The 18,782-nt window shown below is 51.0% G+C and carries 16 protein-coding genes and 1 tRNA gene; 11 read left to right on the top strand and 6 right to left on the bottom strand.

What is annotated here, in order from left to right; translation table 11 throughout:
• Window positions 1-748: 748 nt before the first annotated feature.
• Both OEV49_15220 and OEV49_15215 read right to left on the bottom strand, forming a co-directional pair.
• Window positions 749-832: transfer RNA gene (locus OEV49_15220), tRNA-Leu, on the bottom strand.
• Window positions 833-1,889: 1,057 nt separating this feature from the next.
• The gene (locus OEV49_15215) at window positions 1,890-3,113 is read right to left on the bottom strand and encodes a sodium:proton antiporter (GenBank protein ID MDH3892422.1); all 1,224 of its coding nucleotides are present in this window, start codon (window positions 3,111-3,113) and stop codon (window positions 1,890-1,892) included.
• A gap of 1,149 nt (window positions 3,114-4,262) precedes the next feature.
• On the opposite strand from OEV49_15215, the gene OEV49_15210 reads away from it, so the two are divergent.
• The 8 genes from OEV49_15210 (at window position 4,263) to OEV49_15175 (ending at window position 12,387) form a co-directional block, all read left to right on the top strand.
• Complete coding sequence (locus OEV49_15210; GenBank protein MDH3892421.1) at window positions 4,263-4,568, top strand: RNA-binding protein; 306 nt, start codon at window positions 4,263-4,265, stop codon at window positions 4,566-4,568.
• A gap of 380 nt (window positions 4,569-4,948) precedes the next feature.
• Window positions 4,949-5,206, top strand: a complete 258-nt coding sequence (locus OEV49_15205; protein MDH3892420.1) for an RNA-binding protein — start codon at window positions 4,949-4,951, stop codon at window positions 5,204-5,206.
• 197 nt (window positions 5,207-5,403) lie between these two features.
• Window positions 5,404-5,637 (top strand): RNA-binding protein, encoded by a 234-nt coding sequence (locus OEV49_15200; GenBank protein MDH3892419.1) that lies wholly within the window; start codon window positions 5,404-5,406, stop codon window positions 5,635-5,637.
• A gap of 380 nt (window positions 5,638-6,017) precedes the next feature.
• A complete protein-coding gene (locus tag OEV49_15195) occupies window positions 6,018-6,263 on the top strand; it encodes an RNA-binding protein (protein MDH3892418.1) in 246 nt (81 codons plus the stop codon).
• Between the two features lie 290 nt (window positions 6,264-6,553).
• Window positions 6,554-8,875, top strand: a complete 2,322-nt coding sequence (locus OEV49_15190) for a glycosyltransferase family 4 protein (GenBank protein ID MDH3892417.1) — start codon at window positions 6,554-6,556, stop codon at window positions 8,873-8,875.
• Between the two features lie 2 nt (window positions 8,876-8,877).
• Window positions 8,878-9,912, top strand: coding sequence for a glycosyltransferase family 4 protein (locus OEV49_15185; GenBank protein MDH3892416.1), 1,035 nt, complete (start codon window positions 8,878-8,880; stop codon window positions 9,910-9,912).
• 2 nt (window positions 9,913-9,914) lie between these two features.
• Window positions 9,915-10,856, top strand: coding sequence for a glycoside hydrolase family 130 protein (locus OEV49_15180; GenBank protein MDH3892415.1), 942 nt, complete (start codon window positions 9,915-9,917; stop codon window positions 10,854-10,856).
• 70 nt (window positions 10,857-10,926) lie between these two features.
• Complete coding sequence (locus OEV49_15175) at window positions 10,927-12,387, top strand: glycoside hydrolase family 130 protein (GenBank protein ID MDH3892414.1); 1,461 nt, start codon at window positions 10,927-10,929, stop codon at window positions 12,385-12,387.
• A gap of 448 nt (window positions 12,388-12,835) precedes the next feature.
• Here the strand turns inward: OEV49_15175 and OEV49_15170 are convergent, their stop codons facing one another.
• Window positions 12,836-13,378, bottom strand: a complete 543-nt coding sequence (locus OEV49_15170) for a hypothetical protein (GenBank protein MDH3892413.1) — start codon at window positions 13,376-13,378, stop codon at window positions 12,836-12,838.
• A 669-nt stretch (window positions 13,379-14,047) separates the two neighbouring features.
• On the opposite strand from OEV49_15170, the gene OEV49_15165 reads away from it, so the two are divergent.
• The 3 genes from OEV49_15165 to OEV49_15155 all read left to right on the top strand — a co-directional run bounded on the left by OEV49_15165 (window position 14,048) and on the right by OEV49_15155 (window position 16,078).
• Window positions 14,048-14,614: a peptidylprolyl isomerase gene (locus OEV49_15165; GenBank protein ID MDH3892412.1), complete on the top strand. Its 567-nt coding sequence runs from the start codon at window positions 14,048-14,050 to the stop codon at window positions 14,612-14,614.
• A gap of 311 nt (window positions 14,615-14,925) precedes the next feature.
• A complete protein-coding gene (gene xrtH, locus OEV49_15160; protein MDH3892411.1) occupies window positions 14,926-15,483 on the top strand; it encodes an exosortase H in 558 nt (185 codons plus the stop codon).
• A gap of 79 nt (window positions 15,484-15,562) precedes the next feature.
• Window positions 15,563-16,078, top strand: a complete 516-nt coding sequence (locus OEV49_15155; protein MDH3892410.1) for a hypothetical protein — start codon at window positions 15,563-15,565, stop codon at window positions 16,076-16,078.
• Window positions 16,079-16,156: 78 nt separating this feature from the next.
• On the opposite strand, the gene OEV49_15150 is transcribed toward OEV49_15155, so the two are convergent.
• The 3 genes from OEV49_15150 to OEV49_15140 all read right to left on the bottom strand — a co-directional run bounded on the left by OEV49_15150 (window position 16,157) and on the right by OEV49_15140 (window position 18,546).
• Window positions 16,157-16,855, bottom strand: coding sequence for an IPTL-CTERM sorting domain-containing protein (locus OEV49_15150; GenBank protein ID MDH3892409.1), 699 nt, complete (start codon window positions 16,853-16,855; stop codon window positions 16,157-16,159).
• A gap of 124 nt (window positions 16,856-16,979) precedes the next feature.
• Entirely contained in the window at window positions 16,980-17,795 is an 816-nt protein-coding gene (locus OEV49_15145; GenBank protein ID MDH3892408.1) for an IPTL-CTERM sorting domain-containing protein, read from the bottom strand.
• Window positions 17,796-17,820: 25 nt separating this feature from the next.
• Window positions 17,821-18,546 carry a hypothetical protein gene (locus OEV49_15140; GenBank protein MDH3892407.1) on the bottom strand — a complete coding sequence of 242 codons (726 nt, stop codon included), beginning with the start codon at window positions 18,544-18,546 and terminating at the stop codon, window positions 17,821-17,823.
• Between the last annotated feature and the right edge of the window lie 236 nt (window positions 18,547-18,782).

The following is an 18,782-nucleotide window of genomic DNA, read 5'->3' as shown; positions in this document are numbered from 1 at the left end:
CCCCACGAAGGCGGGGGTCCATCTTCCCTCTCATTACGACGATAACCCTAATGGATTCCCTCGCTCGCAGAAATGACACCAATATATGGGTTTCTCGCGCTTCGCGCGCAACCACGTGGTGAGCGGAGTCGAACCATGAACCCTTGGCAAGGTTCACCCTTTGACTGCGCTCAGGGTGACATGGTGTCAGGACTGCAGGACTGATAAAGTGGGCAAGGGGATGCCCGGTCCGAGAGTGGCCGTCTCAAACCTTGTTTGGGACGGAGATCATCATAGTCCGTTCACCCTTCGACTGCGCTCAGGGTGACATGGTGTCAGGACCGCATGGGGTCCTGCCCTACAAGAAGTCACGTTGTCGAACCCACATCGGTTTCGACCTAGAAGATGAGATTGCCACGTTGATCCGTGCAGCGCGGAACTCCTCACAATGACGATTGGATTCCCGCCTACACCGGAATTTCGATGCCTGCAATCCCAACCACATTCAGTACCTAACCGAGAACTCTGTAAAACAAGGGTTAATGGCGCCGAAGGCGCAATAAGTGATTTATCACCTTGCTGGTGCCGGAGGCCGGAGTGGCAAGCCACTTTATGTGTCAAAGTTGGGTATCGGTACGAGCTGAATTTCACCACTCAACAAAAGCTGATTTATCAGTGCCGGAGGCCGGAGTGGCAAGCCACTTTATGTGTCAAAGTTGGGTATCGGTACGAGCTGAATTTCACCACTCAACAAAAGCTGATTTATCAGTGCCGGAGGCCGGAATCGAACCGGCACGGTATTGCTACCGCGGGATTTTGAGTCCCGTGCGTCTACCAATTTCACCACTCCGGCACGGCGTTGTAGGACATGCACTTGCGTCTTTTGGCGATGGGGCTGAAATGGGCCTTGTGACCATATTGTGACCATCAAGAAACCTCAGAGCCTCCACAGCATCGTGTTTATGCTCCGGACTGAGGTGTGCGTACCGCAATGTCATCTCCATCGTCTTGTGACCCATCAACTCTTTTACAGTCAAAAGGTCAACGCCGCTCATAACCAAGTGCGAGGCGAATGTATGCCGAAGATCGTGAAAAGTAAAGTCCGAAATGCCCGCCCGTTTCAAAGCACCTGCGTAGGCACCACGAATGTCTAACGGTGGTTTGCCATCGGCACGGACGAAGACCAACTCACTTTTCTTCTCCATCGCAAGCAGTATGAAAAAGAGGGGAGTGGCAATAGGCAATTCGCGACCTTCACTGTTTTTGCTGTCCCGGACATAGATCAGCCGCCGGTCAAGATCAACGTCTTCCCACTTGAGACCGAGAATCTCACCCCGGCGCATACCGGTGTGCAGCGCAGCTACTACAATCGGTCTCAGCTCGTCGGAGCATTCGTGAACGAGGGTAGCGGCCTGTTCTAACGAGAGAAACTTGACTCGCCCTTTCGGTTCCCGAAACAGTTTCACCCTCTTGACCGGATTGCTGTCGGCCATTTCCCACTCGACGGCCTTCGAGAACATGTGTTTCAGACAGGCCAACTCACGATTGACCGAAGCGGGGGAGACCTCTTCGGATCGTTGCGTCTTGAATCGTTCAATGCCGAGCGGATTGATGGCGGCCAAGGGCAATCCTGCGAACCAGCGCCTGAGCATCAGTATGCTTCGCTCGTCGCGAGACCAGGACTTCTTATTCGTCTTGGACCATTCCATGTACTGTCCGGCGAGTTGGTCAAACGTAAATCTGGTTTTCCTCTTGATATCCAAGTACCGGTTTTCGGCTGCCTGGATCCTCAACGCATTCGCCGGGGACAGTTCCAGATCAAGCCACCTTCAGCAGCGACTCATAACGGTACGCTTATATCCTGCAATAACTGGAATACTGGCCCCCGAGTTGAACCGAAGTTGTGTGTGTCAGGATTTCACCAGTCTCCCTATTGTCAGCCCTTGCACCAGAATCGAGAACACCACCACTACATATGTTACTGCAAGGATCAGATCTCGCGCCGGGCTTGCCGCCAGCGAAAGAGCCAGGGCAATTGAGATCCCACCGCGCAGTCCTCCCCAAGTCATTATCAAGGTGGCATTGTGGCTGAACTGCCGCCGGAACTTCATGGCGTTTACGGCCGACCAAACATTGAGAAACCGTGCGGCCAAAGCCACTGGGATAGTTAGCAAGCCAACCAACAGATAACCCCATGTGAAGGACAGTACCAGGATTTCCATGCCAATCCACACGAATAACAAGGCATTGAGGATCTCATCAATCAATTCCCAAAACGAGTCGAGCCGTTCGCAGGTGGCCTTGGACATCGCCAGACGTCGCCCGTGGTTGCCGATCAGCAATCCCGCCACGACTATGGCGATGGGACCGGATGTATGGACAGCCGAGGCGAGGGCATAGCCTCCACTGACCAGGGCCAGGGTGATCAGGATCTCGACGGTGTAGTTGTCAACACTTCGGAGCAGGCGGTAGGCCACCCAACCCACGATAAGTCCGAAGACAACTCCCCCGACCGCTTCTTCGAGAAACAGCAATGCTACATCACCAACAGCGAACGATCCACCACCGGTGGCGATACCCAAAAGGATGGTGAACACAACCACGCCGACACCGTCATTGAACAACGACTCACCGGCGATCTTGGTCGCCAGTGATTTCGGTGTTTTGGTGGCTTTGAGAATTGACAGCACCGCTATCGGGTCGGTCGGTGAGATCAGGGCGCCGAACACCAGGCAGTAGATGTAGGGCAAGGCCATATCTATAACGCCCAACAAGAAGTACAGGCAAGTGCCAATGATCATCGTGGATACGATGACTCCGGCCGTGGCCAGCAGGCCGATGATGGCCCTCTGTTCACCTAGATCATTGATGTTGATGTTGAGAGCCCCGGCAAACAACAGGAAACTCAGCATGCCTTTCATGAGAGTCTCGCCGAAGTCGACCGCTCCCAGAAACTCCTCGGCTGACTGCTGAATACCAAACCCTAATGCCCCTGCTCCGACCAGAACCAATGATGACAGGAGTGCTATGGCCATCAGTCCGATTGGCATCGGCAGTTTTAGATAGCGATAGTTGACGTAACTGGCCAGAGCCGCGATTGTGATGAACACGGCGAATATGCTGAAGATATTCATGCGTTGACCGTCATCAAAGTAGTAACTCTCACTGAAGTTTCCGATCACATCACGAATAGAATCTACGGCTTTTGTTCGTCAAGGCAATTTCGGTCCGCTTGGCAACCCCGTTTTGACGGCCACACCACGCCAAACCGATTGGCTGTGACTGTACGTCTTCAGACAATTCGGACATCTGTAATTGAAATCTAAGGCATCGGTTGTTTTCCGGCAATTGTTTTTCTGTAGTTCTGTTTGCTCAGTTTCATAGTTCGTCGTAGCTGCCGACTGCATTCGCTCGGAGTATCCCAGGGGTGTGTATATACAAGTGGCTAATCTGTATGTGGTTAGCCTGTTTTTTGAGGGCATTCAACGAAACAGGAGAGCATTCTGACTGATAGGTCACCCGGTCCTCCTGCGTCTTTGATTGGGCGAAATGACAGTGAATCCGAACTCCACCCCGACTTCCATAACGTTTCAAGTCCCTGCACCGACTTGAACCCCGGGACTCGGTAAAGAATCAACCGTCCACGCGGTGATAAACGACCACCGAAAGAGCCGTAATGCCAAGTATGCAGCGTAGTTGTAAGGGTTGGCTGTCCGACAAACGGTCGGTTTTCGGACACCTCGAACGGGGGAGAGGCCAGTCGTGAAACCTTCCAGCCAGAAGAAGAACAGAAAACCCGGTCGCCCCAAGGCCGAGTATGAGATAGGGAGGGGAACCTACAGTCTGCCAGCCAAACTCATTGATCTTGTCGAAGATTATTCTTTTCAGGAGTCACTGTCGCGGAGTGACGTGGTGTCACTTTCGCTCATTGAGTTCTTTGCAGGCAAAAGTGTGAGGCCAAAGCCGAAGCGGCAAAGCCTGACAGAGATCGCTAAGAAGAAGAGGCTGAAGCTGTGATTCAAAGCGACAGTTGCACGGAGGCGACCGAAAAATAAATCCTGTTTGGGCGAAATAAGAGTAGGTTATTGCCAAATGAACCGATATACTTAGCAGTTAATATTGATTTGAGTTCGACCTTTTTCGTAGTCTTGTATTAAACTACAACACCCCGCTAGAGATTATCTCGAGTTGATTGCGCAATCCTGCGCAATATGTCACTTGTTCTGAAGTGTCTGTCTTTTTTGGAACTTGGATCTTCGGAATGAGCAAAAATGGAGTGTAGAATGAACATCTACATCGGAAACATGTCGTTTGATACGACAGAAACTCAATTACGCCAGGCTTTCGAGGGTTATGGAGAAGTCTCATCTGTCAGGATGATTACTGATCGTGACAGCGGTAAACCGAAAGGGTTTGCTTTTGTCGAGATGACTGGTAGAGACGAGGCCAAGGCTGCCGTGGTCGGTCTCAAAGGCCATGAGCTTAACGGACGCACGTTGACTGTCGACGAAGCGAAACCACGCACCGAAAGTAGCAACGACCAGGCCGGCAATCGCGATGGCGGCAACCACTATCGCAAGGTGTACTAAATCCAATGAGATCCGTGGCAACTATTTCACGGGATTGACTCTTGAGGGAAACTGGCTATCAGCCAGTCTCCTTTGTGTTTTGTTCTTGTCTTGGCTGTCATTGCCCCAAGTGTCTCCACCGGAGACACTTCCCCCCTGGTTGACGCTTCGCTAAGTGACCTACATCGCCATAGGCCATAATTGTTTAGGCGTTTTGCGTTTATCAGCGTATACCGTAATAGAATTGGTGTTATCCAATTGACCGTTTTTCAAGCCTTGTTCTGGCACCTCAATCCTTGACGAACTTTTGAAAAGATAACTATGGCGCTATTACGCGCCAAACGAATTTTGTCTGAAGCGCATTTGCAAATGCGAACAGTCAGACACAAAAGGAGTTTGTAATGAAAATCTACGTAGGAAACCTCGCACATGAGACCACGGAGCCGCAGCTTCGTGAGTCATTCGAAACATTCGGAACAGTGGATTCGACGAACATCGTAATGGACAAGGATAGCGGCAAATCGAGGGGATTCGCTTTCGTTGAGATGTCCTCAGACGACCATGCTCAGAAGGCGATCACTGGTCTGCATGGCAAGGATTTAGCCGGGAACCTGTTGAAGGTGAATGCGGCCAGGGACAACTCGACCTCGAGAAACTAGACAGAACTGTCGTTCCGAATCGAAGGAGTCCGGTTTATACCGGACTCCTATCGATAACTTGTGCGAAGTATGACAGTTTCGAGTCAACCGACTTTGACGAAACCTGTTTTGTCGATAGAGTTGCAGTGTTTTTGACAAGCCCCGAATAGTGCCACTCAAGAGTAAACTGCCAATGCCAATGAAAGGAGACGTGTGGTATGAACATTTATATCCGGAACTTGTCGCCTAAGACCCTGTGCTCAGAACTCCTGGGATGCTTTGAGGCATTCGGCAAGGTGGAAGATGTCTCGATCAGCACATACACGGTTGAGGGCCAATCCCGAGCCCCGGGATTCGTCGAAATGTCGTCCAAAAAACAGGGTTTGGAAGCTATCGCCGGCTTACATGGCAGAGAGCTTAGTGGAAACCTGTTGCAGATACAAGGGGGATAAAGGAACAAAGCTGCCGGCCAATGGTAACCTCGGGGACCCTGGTTATAGAAGGTTCCAGACCGACACCGGGTTACCTTCACCATTCGACGACGGTACTCGAATTTCCTATCACCTTTTGGAGAGGAAACAAGCATGTCAATAGTAGCATGGATGATTCTTGCGGTAATCCCCGGCTTCTTCGGCGGTGCTTTAGCTGCGCTTCGGAAAACAGCAGTTCGCGTGGGAATCAAAAACTCGGAATAGCAACGATTGAGTTCGGTCAAATGCGGCACTAACAGCTATTGTCTGGCGGTGGATTGACCTGGTGCTGATCTCGGTGCAGGAATACGACCCGGCTTATATTGCGATGATTGATACAACAAAACTGATAGGAGAATGATGTGAATATTTACGTCGGTAATTTGTCACCCAAAACCTCAGACCAGCAACTTCGCAAGGCATTCGAAATGTACGGCAAAGTTGACAAAGTCAGTTTAGATAGTAAGCCACGCAATGATGATGCGTATGGCTTCTGTTTTGTAGAAATGCCCTTTGAAAACCAGGCGTCACGGGCAATCAAGCAACTACACGGTAAGATGATGGGCGGGGCTTCGTTGACCGTCAAGGAAAGCGGAGTGAGTATTTGAGCCTCGGTCACTCTCGCCTTTGCAGTCTCTGAATCTTCTGCACGAACTCCATCGTCTCTGTCGCAGACACGCCCTTGTGTGCGCCGGAGTCTTCCAATCGCCAGCAAGTGCTGCTTAACAAGATCGTACTGCACATGGTCTCTGGAGCGAAGTGGGGGACATTCCATACCTACGATCGACCTCACGGAGCATTCAACGGAAAAACTCCTTACTAAGCGGATCGAGATATGTTATGATGATTAAGTAACTGTCTGACGCAAGCTGCAATATCGCAATATGGAGAAGCTATAATGGAATCTATTATTCGGTATTATGAGGGAATCGGCTCCGTTGCCGTAATTGGCAACTATTTGCCCCGCCTGTGCGGTATCGCGACATTCACTACTGATCTGGTTGAGGCCATATCAGCAGAAGCGCCCGATATTAATTGCTGGGCGGTTGCCATGAATGACAAGCAGGAGGGATATGCCTATCCGGACAAAGTGAAATTCGTCGTGAATCAACACAAACTCGCCGATTATGGTGTGGCTTCGGAGTTTCTCAATATTGCTCAAGCCGATATTGTCTGTGTGCAGCATGAGTACGGTATTTTCGGCGGACCAGCCGGCAGCCATCTCTTGAAACTTCTCGGAGAGCTTCGGATGCCAATCGTGACCACGTTACATACGGTGTTAAAATATCCCTCACCGGAATATCGTAAAGTCATGGACAAGCTGACTGACCTATCCGACAGGCTGGTCGTGATGAGTCAGAAGGCTTGCGATTTTCTAAAGGATATATATGGCGTTCCGGAAGAGAAGATTGCCTTCATCCATCATGGCATTCCGGACATGCCATTCATTGATCCTAATTTCTATAAAGATAAGTTCGGCGTGGATGGGAAGAAGGTGCTTCTAACATTTGGCCTTCTATCACCTAATAAGGGAATTGAAAATGTACTGCAGGCACTCCCTTCGGTTATCAAAAAGCATCCGGATGCTACCTACATTCTTGTCGGGGCGACACATCCGGATATCATTAGGGAGCATGGAGAAGAGTACCGTATCAGTCTTCAGCAGCTCGTCCGCAAACTTCGTCTCGGCGATCATGTCATCTTTCACAATCGATTTGTTGAACTGAAGGAATTGTGTGAATTTCTTGGGGCGACTGACATATATGTCACTCCGTATCTTGATGAATGCCAGATTACATCAGGCACACTCGCTTACGCTATGGGAACCGGCAAAGCAGTCATATCAACTCCGTACTGGTATGCGATCGAGATGCTGGCCGATGGGCGCGGAATAATCGTTCCATTCAAAGACCCTGACGCCATAGCTGATAATATCAACGATTTGCTTGACAACGACACGAACTTGCATAACATGCGCAAGAAGGCCTATGTCTTCAGTCGCGAAGCTACGTGGAAAGAGGTTTCACGAAGATATCTTGAAGTGTTCGGCGAAGCTCAGGTCAACCGCTCTCAACATCCCCGCCCGCGCCATTTGTATATTGAGAACATCAAATCCATTACAGATTTCCAACTTCCTGAGATGAAACTTGATCATCTGGAGAGCCTGACCGATAATACTGGCATTCTGCAACATGCCAATCATACCGTTCCTGATCGTGATCATGGCTACTGTACTGATGATAATGCCAGGGCGCTCATGGTAGCTGCGATGGGCCGGGAATATATGAATACAAACAGTAAGTGCTTCGACTTGCTCTGCAGCCAGTATCTCAGCTTTCTACTGCATTCCTTCAATGATGAAAACGGGAGGTTTCGCAATTTCATGACTTATGAAAGGCAATGGGTTGAGGACGTGGGTTCCGAGGATGCTCACGGCCGAGCGCTCTGGGGTCTGGGGGAGTCCGTTGCTTTTCTTGGCAATCCGGGACAGAAGACTATGAGTATGACGCTCTTCAGCAAAGCCATTAAGGAAGTAGAACACTTTAAATCGCCCCGAGCTATCGCATTCGCTTTGGTGGGCATCCACGCCTACCTGCAGAAATTCTCAGGCGACAGTGAAGTGCGAAAAGTACGAGAGGTCATTGCCAACAGACTATTTGATCAATTCAATAGCAACGCCACGGAAAACTGGCCGTGGTTAGAGAATGCTCTAAACTATGCCAACGGAAAACTGTCACATGCCTTGCTCCTGTCCGGTCAATGGCTGCAACGTAGTGACATGGCCGATATGGGGCTGAGATCGCTCAAGTGGCTACTCACAATTCAGACTGAGGACGACCATTTTGTACCCATCGGCAATAGTGGGTGGTATGAGAAAGGTGGCACCAAAGCCAGATTCGATCAGCAGCCAATCGAGGCCAATGCCATGATAGGAGCTTGTATCGAAGCATACAATATCACGGGGGACAAAACATGGTTTGACAATGCAGTCTTGTGTTTTAATTGGTTTCTTGGACACAACGACCTAAACACGCCTCTCTATGACCCAAAAACTGGCGGCTGTCGGGATGGATTGATGGCTGACGGAATCAATCAAAATGAAGGTGCTGAGTCGACTTTGGCTTGGTTGCTTTCTCTTATGACTATGCAGAAGCTCTATGCCGATCAGATTTTAAGACAACCATCGATACGTAATCAACCAGTTAGCACAAGGGAATGACTATGCAAATTGCTATGCTCTCTCCGATTGCATGGCGAACACCACCAAGGCACTACGGTCCGTGGGAGAGTGTCGTCTCCCTTTTGACCGAAGGGTTGGTATCGCGCGGTCACGATGTTACTCTTTTCGCAACTGGTGATTCTGTAACATCTGGCAAGCTGCACGCCGTTTGCGAGCGAGGCTATGAAGAGGATCAGACCATTGTGCCAAAAGTATGGGAATGCCTTCATATTTCCGAACTCTTCGAGCGCGCCGATGAATTCGACATCATCCATAACAATTTCGACTTTCTACCCTTGACCTATAGTGGCCTTGTCAGCACTCCGGTCGTTAGCACCATTCACGGTTTTTCATCAATCGATATTTTACCAGTCTACAAGAAATATGATGGCAAAGTGTTCTATGTTTCCATCAGCGACGCCGATCGGTCGCCAGAGCTTGGTTATATCAAAACTATACACCACGGTATAGATGTGAATCAGTTTGATTTTCAGCCTGAGCCGGACGACTATCTGCTTTTTTTCGGGCGCATTCATCATGACAAGGGCGCGAGGGAAGCCCTTGAAATTGCCGGAGCCTGCAACAAAAAGCTAGTATTGGCGGGAATAATCCAGGATGACACCTATTATCATCAGTACATCGAACCGCGCCTGAACGATAACAATGTTGTTTTTGCCGGTAGCGTCGGGCCGATCGACCGCAATCAACTTCTTGGTAAGGCGACTGCGCTTCTGCATCCCATCAATTTCAATGAGCCTTTTGGCCTGTCTGTTATAGAAGCCATGGCTTGCGGTACTCCGGTGATCGCTTTTAACAAAGGAAGCATGCCCGAACTTATAGAAAACGGCAAGAACGGTTTTCTCGTGAATACAGTGACTGAAGCAATAGACGCTGTTGCACATATAAGAGATGTCGATCGGGGATACTGCCGTCGCCATGTTGAACAGTATTTTACAACCAACCACATGGTTGAAAAGTACATTCAGGTCTATGAGACAATTCTCGAAAAGAGGATAAGAGAGGAACACCGGCACTGACCATGACTAATCAAGATTCCATTGTAAAGCGTTACGATAGGAACCCGATTCTCACAAAAGACGATGTTCCTTACCCGGTAGCCACGGTGCACAACGCTGGCATCGTCAAACATAACGACCGCTACATTATGCTTTTCAGATCGCACAGGTACAACGGACGCTCCATCATCGGAAGAGCTGACAGCGAGGATGGGTTCTCCTTCACGGTTCATCCCAAACCTTTTCTCACACCTGCAACGGACGACACATTTACGGAATATGAAGAGTTCGGAGTCGAGGACCTTAGGATTTGCCCCGTCCAGGACGACTACCTTCTTACCTACAGCGCGTATTCACGTCATGGCGTCCGGATTGCTCTTGCGTGCACCAGGGATTTTGAACAAGTTGAACGAGTTGCTCTCATAACTCAGGCCGACCTTCGCAACGTCGTCATTTTCCCCGAAAAGTTCGGTGGCCGCTATGTGCGTCTTGATCGGCCGCATTCTGAGATTTCACCGTGGTCTATCTGGATTTCCTATTCCCCCGACCTGATTCACTGGGGCGATTCACGGGTGATCATGAAGCCGGTTCCTTATCACTGGGATGAAATGAAAATCGGGCCAGGTGCACCCCCATTCAAGACCGATAAGGGTTGGCTGCATATATACCACGGAGTATTTCAGACTATGGCTGGTGCGGTGTACCGTCTTGGCGTCGCCCTGCACGACCTTAACGATCCAGCGAAGATCATCGGCGTTTCCGACAATTGGATATTGCAGCCCGAAGAACCATGGGAGGTGACCGGCTACGTACCCAATGTTGTATTTACGTGTGGCGCTGTTCCCGAAGAGGATGGCACCGTGAAGATATATTGGGGAGGGGCTGATTCCGTGATGTGTGTTGGTACGGCAGTAATCGATGAACTAGTACGGTTATGTCTTTCAAGTTCCAGGTCAGCACTGTAATACTGGCAGACGGACACTCCTACACCGGTAAACTTGTCATAGAACCGCTCGCGACGACCGATAAAGTACTATGCTAAAGATCAAACGCAAAAAGAAGAAGATCCAGGGCGACCACTCTCGCGTCATTGCCCGGCTTCATATGCCCGACAATCCACACCGTGTATCGAAGATCATAAAACGTATATTGAACCTGTCTGAGGCAATGGCCAAAACTCTGCTTGAACAAGTAATGTTGGGTTTTTCTGAAAGACACAGAGACATCAGGCGGGTCTTCGAGCTTCACTCGAATGCGGTATCCGACTATGCGCCCAAAAATACCGTACTCAGCGAGACCAAGAAGGCTCTTATCGGAGCCTATTTTACTATGGAGTACTCTATAGAGTCGGCTGCCCTGTTTAACCCCTCAATCGTTCCCCATCCTGATCAGAGCCAACTTGACGATGGCAGTATGCGCTTCATCATGAGTCTACGGGCAACCGGCGAAGGTCATGTTTCTTCTATTGTATTTCGCAGCGGTTGTTTAGACCAGCATAATACGATTCTCTTTGACCCTATCAGCGAGTACGTCGAAACGCCGGATCTACATGTAGACTCTGTTTACGACCGGCATCTTTTCCAATTAAAGCTCAGAGAGATGGATGCCTGCAATGAGATAACGGCATATCTACTTGATCGCTTGCCGGAACAATTCGCCTACGATGAATTGAAGGAGAGAATTGGAGCGCTATCCTCGCAACCAGTCTTCTCTGAAGTACGCCAAAACGAGGCCTTTGAGCTCATGCACTGGCTGGCAGATTCCAATTATGAGATGAGTTTCCAGCCCGATCACCGGGTTTCCGAACGGGTTATCTTTCCGGTTTCGAGGAACGAAAGCAGAGGCATTGAAGATGCCCGATTCGTGCAGTTCATCGATGACAACAGTGAAGTTACCTATTATGCGACTTATACGGCCTATAACGGCTTTGATATTCTCCCGCAGTTGATTGAAACAAAGGACTTTGTCAGATTTAACGTCTTGACCCTCAACGGCAGGGCGGTACGGAACAAGGGCATGGCTCTTTTCCCACGTAAGATTGGTGATCGCTATGTCATGCTCTCGCGTCAGGACGGAGAAAATAATCACATCATGTTTTCCGACAATATCCACTTCTGGCAGGAATCCAAAATCATACAGGAACCAACTCTCCCCTGGGAGTTCATTCAGATCGGCAACTGCGGCTCGCCCCTGGAGACCGATGAAGGGTGGATCGTGCTCACCCACGGTGTCGGTCCCATGCGTGAGTATTCTATTGGCGCCATGCTGCTTGATCTGGACAACCCTGCAAAAATCATCGCGCGCCTGGAAGAGCCTTTACTTGCACCGCGTGAGGAAGAGCGCGAGGGATATGTCCCCAATGTCGTTTATACTTGCGGCGCTATCATCCACAATGAAGAGTTGGTTATTCCCTATGCCATGTCTGATGTCATGTCAGGCATAGCAACTGTTGGAGTAAGCGATTTGATCAGTTGCATGCGTGTGCTGGCTGATTGATTTTGGCTTGTGATCCCACTCTAGTCGAGCAAAGTAGTCGGGGCCGCTCATGTGTTAGAGTATCCGCACTTTCATTATCGTTTGTGACCATATTGTGACCATAGTCAGTCCAAAACGGTCCAATTCAATACAAAGTGATACTTGCAATGCGATGCGCTAAGCAAGTGGTACGGCGGGGAATACGCTGATTGCCAATCACTTGCGTTTCTTACGTTTTTTGATTTTGAGTCCCGTGCGTCTACCAATCTCACCACTCCGGCACGCAAACAAATCAAGCACCCGCCGGTGCTGAGTGCGTGGCGAATGTATGTCGTAAACTGTGAAAAGTAAAGTCCTTAATACGCGCTTGTCGTATCGCTTAGCGGCCAAGTCGGACGGCTGGGGCAGGCATTGACAGCGTTCTTGGGGAACCGGCCGCTCCTTGAAACCTCTCGACCGGTTCGGTCCGTTACTTGCGGAAATAGACCATCGAAGCATCCGGCCTGCCGACATAGCAGGTACTGGTGAAGCCGTAACACTTGATGATCTTAAGCGATGTGCGAGCCTCGTGCTCCTGATCGCCGAAATTGAGGATGATGTGACCGTCCGCGACGATTTTCCAGTCACCGCTCCCATTCTCAACAGCAATGTTATCCGGGTTGAAACTTATGCAATCCTCGCCCGGCATTGCCCCCGACGGCGCCTCGCCTTTCACTTTCCAGTATCTCATCGGCGGATTGGGCCTACCCACAAAGCACTGTTCGTCGAGTTTATAGTGGCGGATGATCTCTATCGCTCGTTCGGCTTCGTCCTGCTTGTCGCCGAAGTCCAGCATGATGCTTCCCCCGGCGACGATTCTCCAACTTCCGTTAGCTTGTTCTGCGCGAGCTTCCATGGGGTCAAGCCCGAGGCAGTCTTCGAAGTTGCATCGAGTGGGGGGCTTGCACCAGGGACCGCAGCATGAGGCGACAACCAGGCCACAGAGCACCACAGCCAACAATACTGTTTTCATTTCTTGCACTCCTTCAGTAAAGTTTAGTATTATAATTGTCTGGAAGTCCATCACTCTCCGATAGTAGCGTTGCATATCACCACTAAGGTGAAGCTTGGCTGAGTTCCGCTGTTCATCTCAGTCCGGGAATTGCCGAACTATGGCCGACAACAATAGCTCCGGCGGCCAACAATAGAAACGAATGCGGCCATCATTCTAAGCCGGCGATCATTAGTGCGCGCCACACCCAATGTCTAAATCTAACAGGTTGCTGGGATCACGAGTTGTAAGAAACTGGGGCAATCAATGTTGCTGGGCTGCCAAGGGATGGCAGTAGGACACGAAGAAAGTACAACTTCATTTATTTTAGAAGGGACTAACCATGCCTCGCCGTCGAAACCAATGGCTCAATAGGGTCCTATTCAGCACTTCTTGCGTGGCGGGCAGCCGCCGCCCTTTCGCCTTGACAAACCGGCGTCAGTTCTGTTCTTTAGTCCGCTTGAGAGACGTGTTGGACAACTGTTTTGGTCGCCTGAGCCAACCGGCAGAGACCCCAAGACGACCAAAGAACGCAAATTACATCATAAACGAGTAGTGATAGGAGAAAACGAAGTGGACTTGAAAGAAAGATCAAAAACGACCCTCAACATTGTCGTCAGCATCATGATGTGCTGCGCCTTGGTGGTCGGGATGACGGCGACTGGATGTACGGCCGAGAAGGAAAAACCCAAAAAGGAGGCACCTGACAAGTTGCAGCTAACCATAACCACAAACAAGGGCGACATTCATCTGAATTTGTTTGCCGACGAAACTCCGGTCACAGTGGCCAGTTTTGTAAACCTCGTTCAGCACGGCTACTACGATGGACTGAATTTCCATCGGGTGATTGCCAGTTTCATGATCCAGGGCGGCTGTCCGCTGGGTACGGGTACCGGTGGACCTGGCTACAAATTCGAAGATGAGTGCAAGCCTGAGTTGAAGCACGACCGTCCGGGCATTCTCTCGATGGCCAATGCCGGTCCGGGCACCAACGGCAGCCAGTTCTTCATCACTCATGTGCCGACGCCTCACTTGAATGGTAAGCACACTGTTTTTGGCGCAGTAGTTTCGGCCGATGACCAGAAAGTCGTGAACGCTATCGCCAAGGGTGACAAGATCGAGAAGATGGTTGTGACGGGTGACACCGGTCCGCTGTTTGAGAAGGTCTCGGATCGCATTGCCGAGTGGAACAAAATCCTCGAGGCTAAAAAGAAATAGGTCATCGTCTCAGATTTGTTGGTTCGACCGATTTCACACGGCAGGCCAGAGGATACTCTCCGCGGCCTGCCGTTTTGTATAAAGGAGATTTCCTGAAGGGAAGAATGGTTCAAAGCCCGCGGGGGCTTGCCTCGTTAGTGCACAAGATGAGAGTCTTTCGTCAGTTGGATAAAGCGTTAGCTCGTCATATCGCCTCACGAAAGTAGCGGCCCGGTCGGCATGAAGCATTCCGCTCAAGGAACAGGCACCCCCTTGACGGCGGCAGGATTTGAGTGTATTATGGGGCTGTCTAAATCAAAGGAAAGAAGATATTGGGACGTCGGAAATCAAAGAGTGAGGGGCGGACCAAGAAGCAGACCGGCGATAAGAGAGCGCTGATCAAAACATTGTTACGTCTTTACCTGGCCTTCGGAGGCGTGCTGCTTTTGTTTGTCGTTGCCTTCAACTTCGAAGCGGTCCAGATGGCCGTTGTCGTGCCGTTCACCGGATTGGTCACTGCAGCCTCAAGCCTGGTGATGAATATCTTCGGGGCAGGGGCCAGAGTGATGGGCAACAGTCTGATGACCTCCGACTATAGCATCAATGTAGTCGATGGCTGCAATGGCATCTACGCCACCGCGATATTGGTCTCAGGCATCATCGCCTATCCTTCCCGTCTCAAAGCCAAGGCCTGGGGTATCCCGGTGGGGGTGGCGGCCGTTTTCGTGCTCAATCTGGGCAGGGTGATCAGCTTGTTTTACCTGGGTCGCTCCTATCCCAACATTTTCAATGAGGTCCATGTGTATGTCTGGCAGCCGATCATCATCCTCTGGGCGATCTTCGTCTGGCACTTCTGGTCGCGCTGGGCGGCGGAAAAAGAAACCGCTTAACATTAGACTGCTGTTCTTACTTCGGTTTCTGATTTTCTTCGTCCTTGCCTTTGGCCTGTGGGTGGTGACAACTCCGGCCGTGACCACCGTCCTGACATTCGTTGCCGAAAAGGTGGTGCTGCTGCTGGACAGTCACGACTTGACCACGGGGATGGACAGTAGCGGAAAGAACATCAGACTGCGCTATCAGCCGACGCCCGACGGCAAACCGCATGTTATGAGCTACCGGATTATTTCCTTCGGTACGGTTTTCCTACTGGCGCTGATTATGGCCGTACCGAACGTGAAGCCCCGGCTGCGCCTGAAGATCCTCGGGATTGGCTACGCTGTCATCTTTGGGGTGCAGGTTGTTCATTTGGTAGTGTACGTGTTCAACTACTACGGTCAGCACATGAATACAGTCGCTGGACAGTCGCTCTATCCGGTGTTTTGGCGGAAGGCGCTTTTCTACACCAACCTGACGATGCTGCGGCTCAGTGCTCAGGCGGTCCCGGTGCTGATTTGGGCGGGTCTTTACTTCTACTTTGTTTGGTACGACCGCTACTTCAAGAAAGCTAAACCGGCACCGGACCGCACCTCAAATAAACGGCGGTAGGAGCTTAACTCCCACCGCCTGAGTCAGTCCTTTTCTCTTGTAGGTCGAAACCTCTGTGGTTTCGACATCTATATCTCGTTAGATACCTACCGTCACACTCCTTTTCCGACGCACTACCATCCAGGCCATCCAGCCGAACAACAGAACGCAGAAGATTATCATTCCCCATTCGTTGAGGGTGGGGATGGTAGTCTGAGTATGCGAGATAGTGCCCACGGTGCCGGCCATCGGAAACATCAGAACGGTGTCCGTGGGGTCGTCGACATTAACGAAATAGACGTCGGTGACGGCCGTGTACGTCATATTGTCAGCTGGCCATTGGTCAAGTACTTCACTGACCATGGTGACCGTCGAGGCGCTGCGCAACGTTAGTCCCCGCAGCGACCCGAGCGTCATCACCCAGTTGAGGTGCACGGTGTGGATGGCCGGGTAGAGGCTTCCCATTTGACCTACGGGGTTTAACGAGAGCAGGGTGCAAGATGGGGCCGGGTTTGCATCGTCGTACATAATACTCATACTTCCGTAGTCAGCCGACACACCATAGAGTACCTGGGATTGTACGTTGCCGACCCGTCCAAGGTGTGAACCGATTGTCTCCAGAACGCTCATCTGTATTGTGATCTCACCGGTTATCGGCTCAATCATATCATGTACCGGCCCCCAACCGGCGCATCGGCAGTCATCTATCGACGCTATGGCGTGGGCCGGCTGGAGGATCACCGCCGCCAGAACGAAGGGCCACACCCAACTCCCTAAACACGTCTTGAAAGTTCTCATAACATTTCTTCCGCCTTGTCAATCATTGAATCGGTGACGGCGGTAGGAGCTTAACTCCCACCGCCTGAGTCAGTCCTTTTCTCTAGTAGGTCGAGACCTCTGTGGTTTCGACATCTTTATCTCGTTAGATACCTACTGTCACACTCCTTTTCCGACGCACCACCATCCAGGCCATCCAGCCGAACAACAGAACGCAGAAGATGATCATTCCCCATTCGGTGAGGGTGGGGACGGGGCTGATGTGGATCTGAGCCGAGTAGTAGACTACTTCGCTTGGGTCGAAGTCGTAATATACCTCCGCACGACAAACAACGGCGCCTCCCTCTGGGACACCGGGCACATCAAAAACCAGGGAATCGCCCATGGAAAGACCGAGGTGCGTGGGGTAACCGGGGAGCCATTCCAAGCCAGCCATCTCATCGTATCGCAAGTCAGCAAAACTAAGAGGGTCTGGCACGATTGCCACGGAAAACTCGGCCAGAGTGACATCGTAACCGTCCACAGCGTCGTTGGTAAGAGCCCACCTAAAAGTACCGGGGGAAACTTCGGCGAATTCACCTGAGAGGCCCGGGCCCGCGTGTCCAATCGTTGTGTCCTCAAAGGTCCACCTAGGAATGTACTTATGTTTGATACTATTCTGGTTGGTTGAGAAACATGCCCAGGTGGAGGTGGAGTCGGGAACCGTTCCGCCCGACCATTTGAGAGTCGTGACACCCGTGGTGGCGTCATAGATATAGTCGAAGTTTGAAAAGCGCTGTCCACCGCCCTGGTACCACCTCGAAACCAGATAATCACCATCAAGGAATTTCTCTAAGTTGTTCGCGGTTCTCCCGGTACCATTATGGCGCCAATCTTGCTCCTGATAGGCGGCCTGAGCCAGTTGGCCAAAGGCACCCACCATTAGCGCTAGTGCTATAAAGCAGATTCCTAATCTCTTCATTTCATTGTCCTTTAGCTAGTCAGATTTACAGGTGTGAAGACTGAAGCCCGACCGTTGGCGCCAGCCTTCCCAGTGATCTCTCAAGCCACGTGATGACAACAGGAGGGGCGCGGGGACCCAGAAGATAATAGAGATTGCAATGCAGCGTGACGAAATTGGTTTGAACGTAAAAAGTCTGAGTCTCTCTTGATGAAGCTCTGCAATCCGCGCTCGCCTTCCGTGCGATACACTCGGCCAGCCAGAGGATCAGGGCATTGACCAGGACCACAACAAATGACCCCAAAGCAAAGCCGAACAATGTGCAAAAGCTGACGGCTGCTCCCAAGCCAGCATCCGGTACCGAAAACACGCTACCGACATCGGCATAGATAATCAGGACATACTCAATGGGGAACCAGAGCAGAGCGATCATCAATGGATCGAAGCCCAGTTTTGTCTTGGCGCGGTTTATTCCAAGCGCAAAGGCTACAAAAGCGATGTTGTACGTGACCAACTCAAAACAAACGGAACCGAAAGCGTCTAACAGTGCGAAGGCATTGGTGGCCAGTACAAAAAGTGACGCGAGTGTGGAAGCCAGGCATACGGCGTCCCAGAGGCCAACCTGAAGAAGCCGCCACAGAAACGGCACAAATGCAATTAGCGAGAGATACCAGAATTCGGGATGATTGTGAGCGATATACAACATCAACGCCGAACTGGCGGCGCAAAGACAGTTACCGCGAAGGTTGGTTTTGGTGGCAACCGGCCTCATGGCGTGTATCTCTTCCCGGCGCCCAGAGGTACTCTGAGGCAGACGGCCAATCCCGCCGATGCCGTCAAGTAGCCTGATGGTCCGCCATTTTGCAGACAGACAAATTGTTCCTACAGTTTCCCGACGAGGTAACTGAGAAGTAAGCCTATCGTCCCGGGGTTGGGCTGTGGTGGTAATACTCAATGTTGAAGGTCGCCCCCAACCTCATGAGCAAAGAACCACCTGGGGCAGGGCTT

It is taken from the genome of Candidatus Zixiibacteriota bacterium (genome assembly GCA_029860345.1).
Classification (GTDB): Bacteria; Zixibacteria; MSB-5A5; order GN15; family FEB-12; genus JAJRTA01.
Note: the sequence above shows the minus strand (reverse complement) of the source record. Positions and strands in the feature narration are given on the sequence as shown.

Bases quoted from the DNA above. Each gene is read 5' to 3' on its own strand.
- OEV49_15210 (MDH3892421.1), top strand. From the start codon at position 4,263: ATGAACATCTACATCGGAAACATGTCGTTTGATACGACAGAAACTCAA.
- OEV49_15175 (MDH3892414.1), top strand. From the start codon at position 10,927: ATGCTAAAGATCAAACGCAAAAAGAAGAAGATCCAGGGCGACCACTCT.
- OEV49_15165 (MDH3892412.1), top strand. From the start codon at position 14,048: ATGACGGCGACTGGATGTACGGCCGAGAAGGAAAAACCCAAAAAGGAG.
- OEV49_15145 (MDH3892408.1), bottom strand. From the start codon at position 17,795: ATGAAGAGATTAGGAATCTGCTTTATAGCACTAGCGCTAATGGTGGGT.
- OEV49_15140 (MDH3892407.1), bottom strand. From the start codon at position 18,546: ATGAGGCCGGTTGCCACCAAAACCAACCTTCGCGGTAACTGTCTTTGC.
- OEV49_15190 (MDH3892417.1), top strand. From the start codon at position 6,554: ATGGAATCTATTATTCGGTATTATGAGGGAATCGGCTCCGTTGCCGTA.
- OEV49_15180 (MDH3892415.1), top strand. From the start codon at position 9,915: ATGACTAATCAAGATTCCATTGTAAAGCGTTACGATAGGAACCCGATT.
- OEV49_15205 (MDH3892420.1), top strand. From the start codon at position 4,949: ATGAAAATCTACGTAGGAAACCTCGCACATGAGACCACGGAGCCGCAG.
- OEV49_15170 (MDH3892413.1), bottom strand. From the start codon at position 13,378: ATGAAAACAGTATTGTTGGCTGTGGTGCTCTGTGGCCTGGTTGTCGCC.
- OEV49_15150 (MDH3892409.1), bottom strand. From the start codon at position 16,855: ATGAGAACTTTCAAGACGTGTTTAGGGAGTTGGGTGTGGCCCTTCGTT.
- OEV49_15215 (MDH3892422.1), bottom strand. From the start codon at position 3,113: ATGAATATCTTCAGCATATTCGCCGTGTTCATCACAATCGCGGCTCTG.
- OEV49_15200 (MDH3892419.1), top strand. From the start codon at position 5,404: ATGAACATTTATATCCGGAACTTGTCGCCTAAGACCCTGTGCTCAGAA.
- OEV49_15185 (MDH3892416.1), top strand. From the start codon at position 8,878: ATGCAAATTGCTATGCTCTCTCCGATTGCATGGCGAACACCACCAAGG.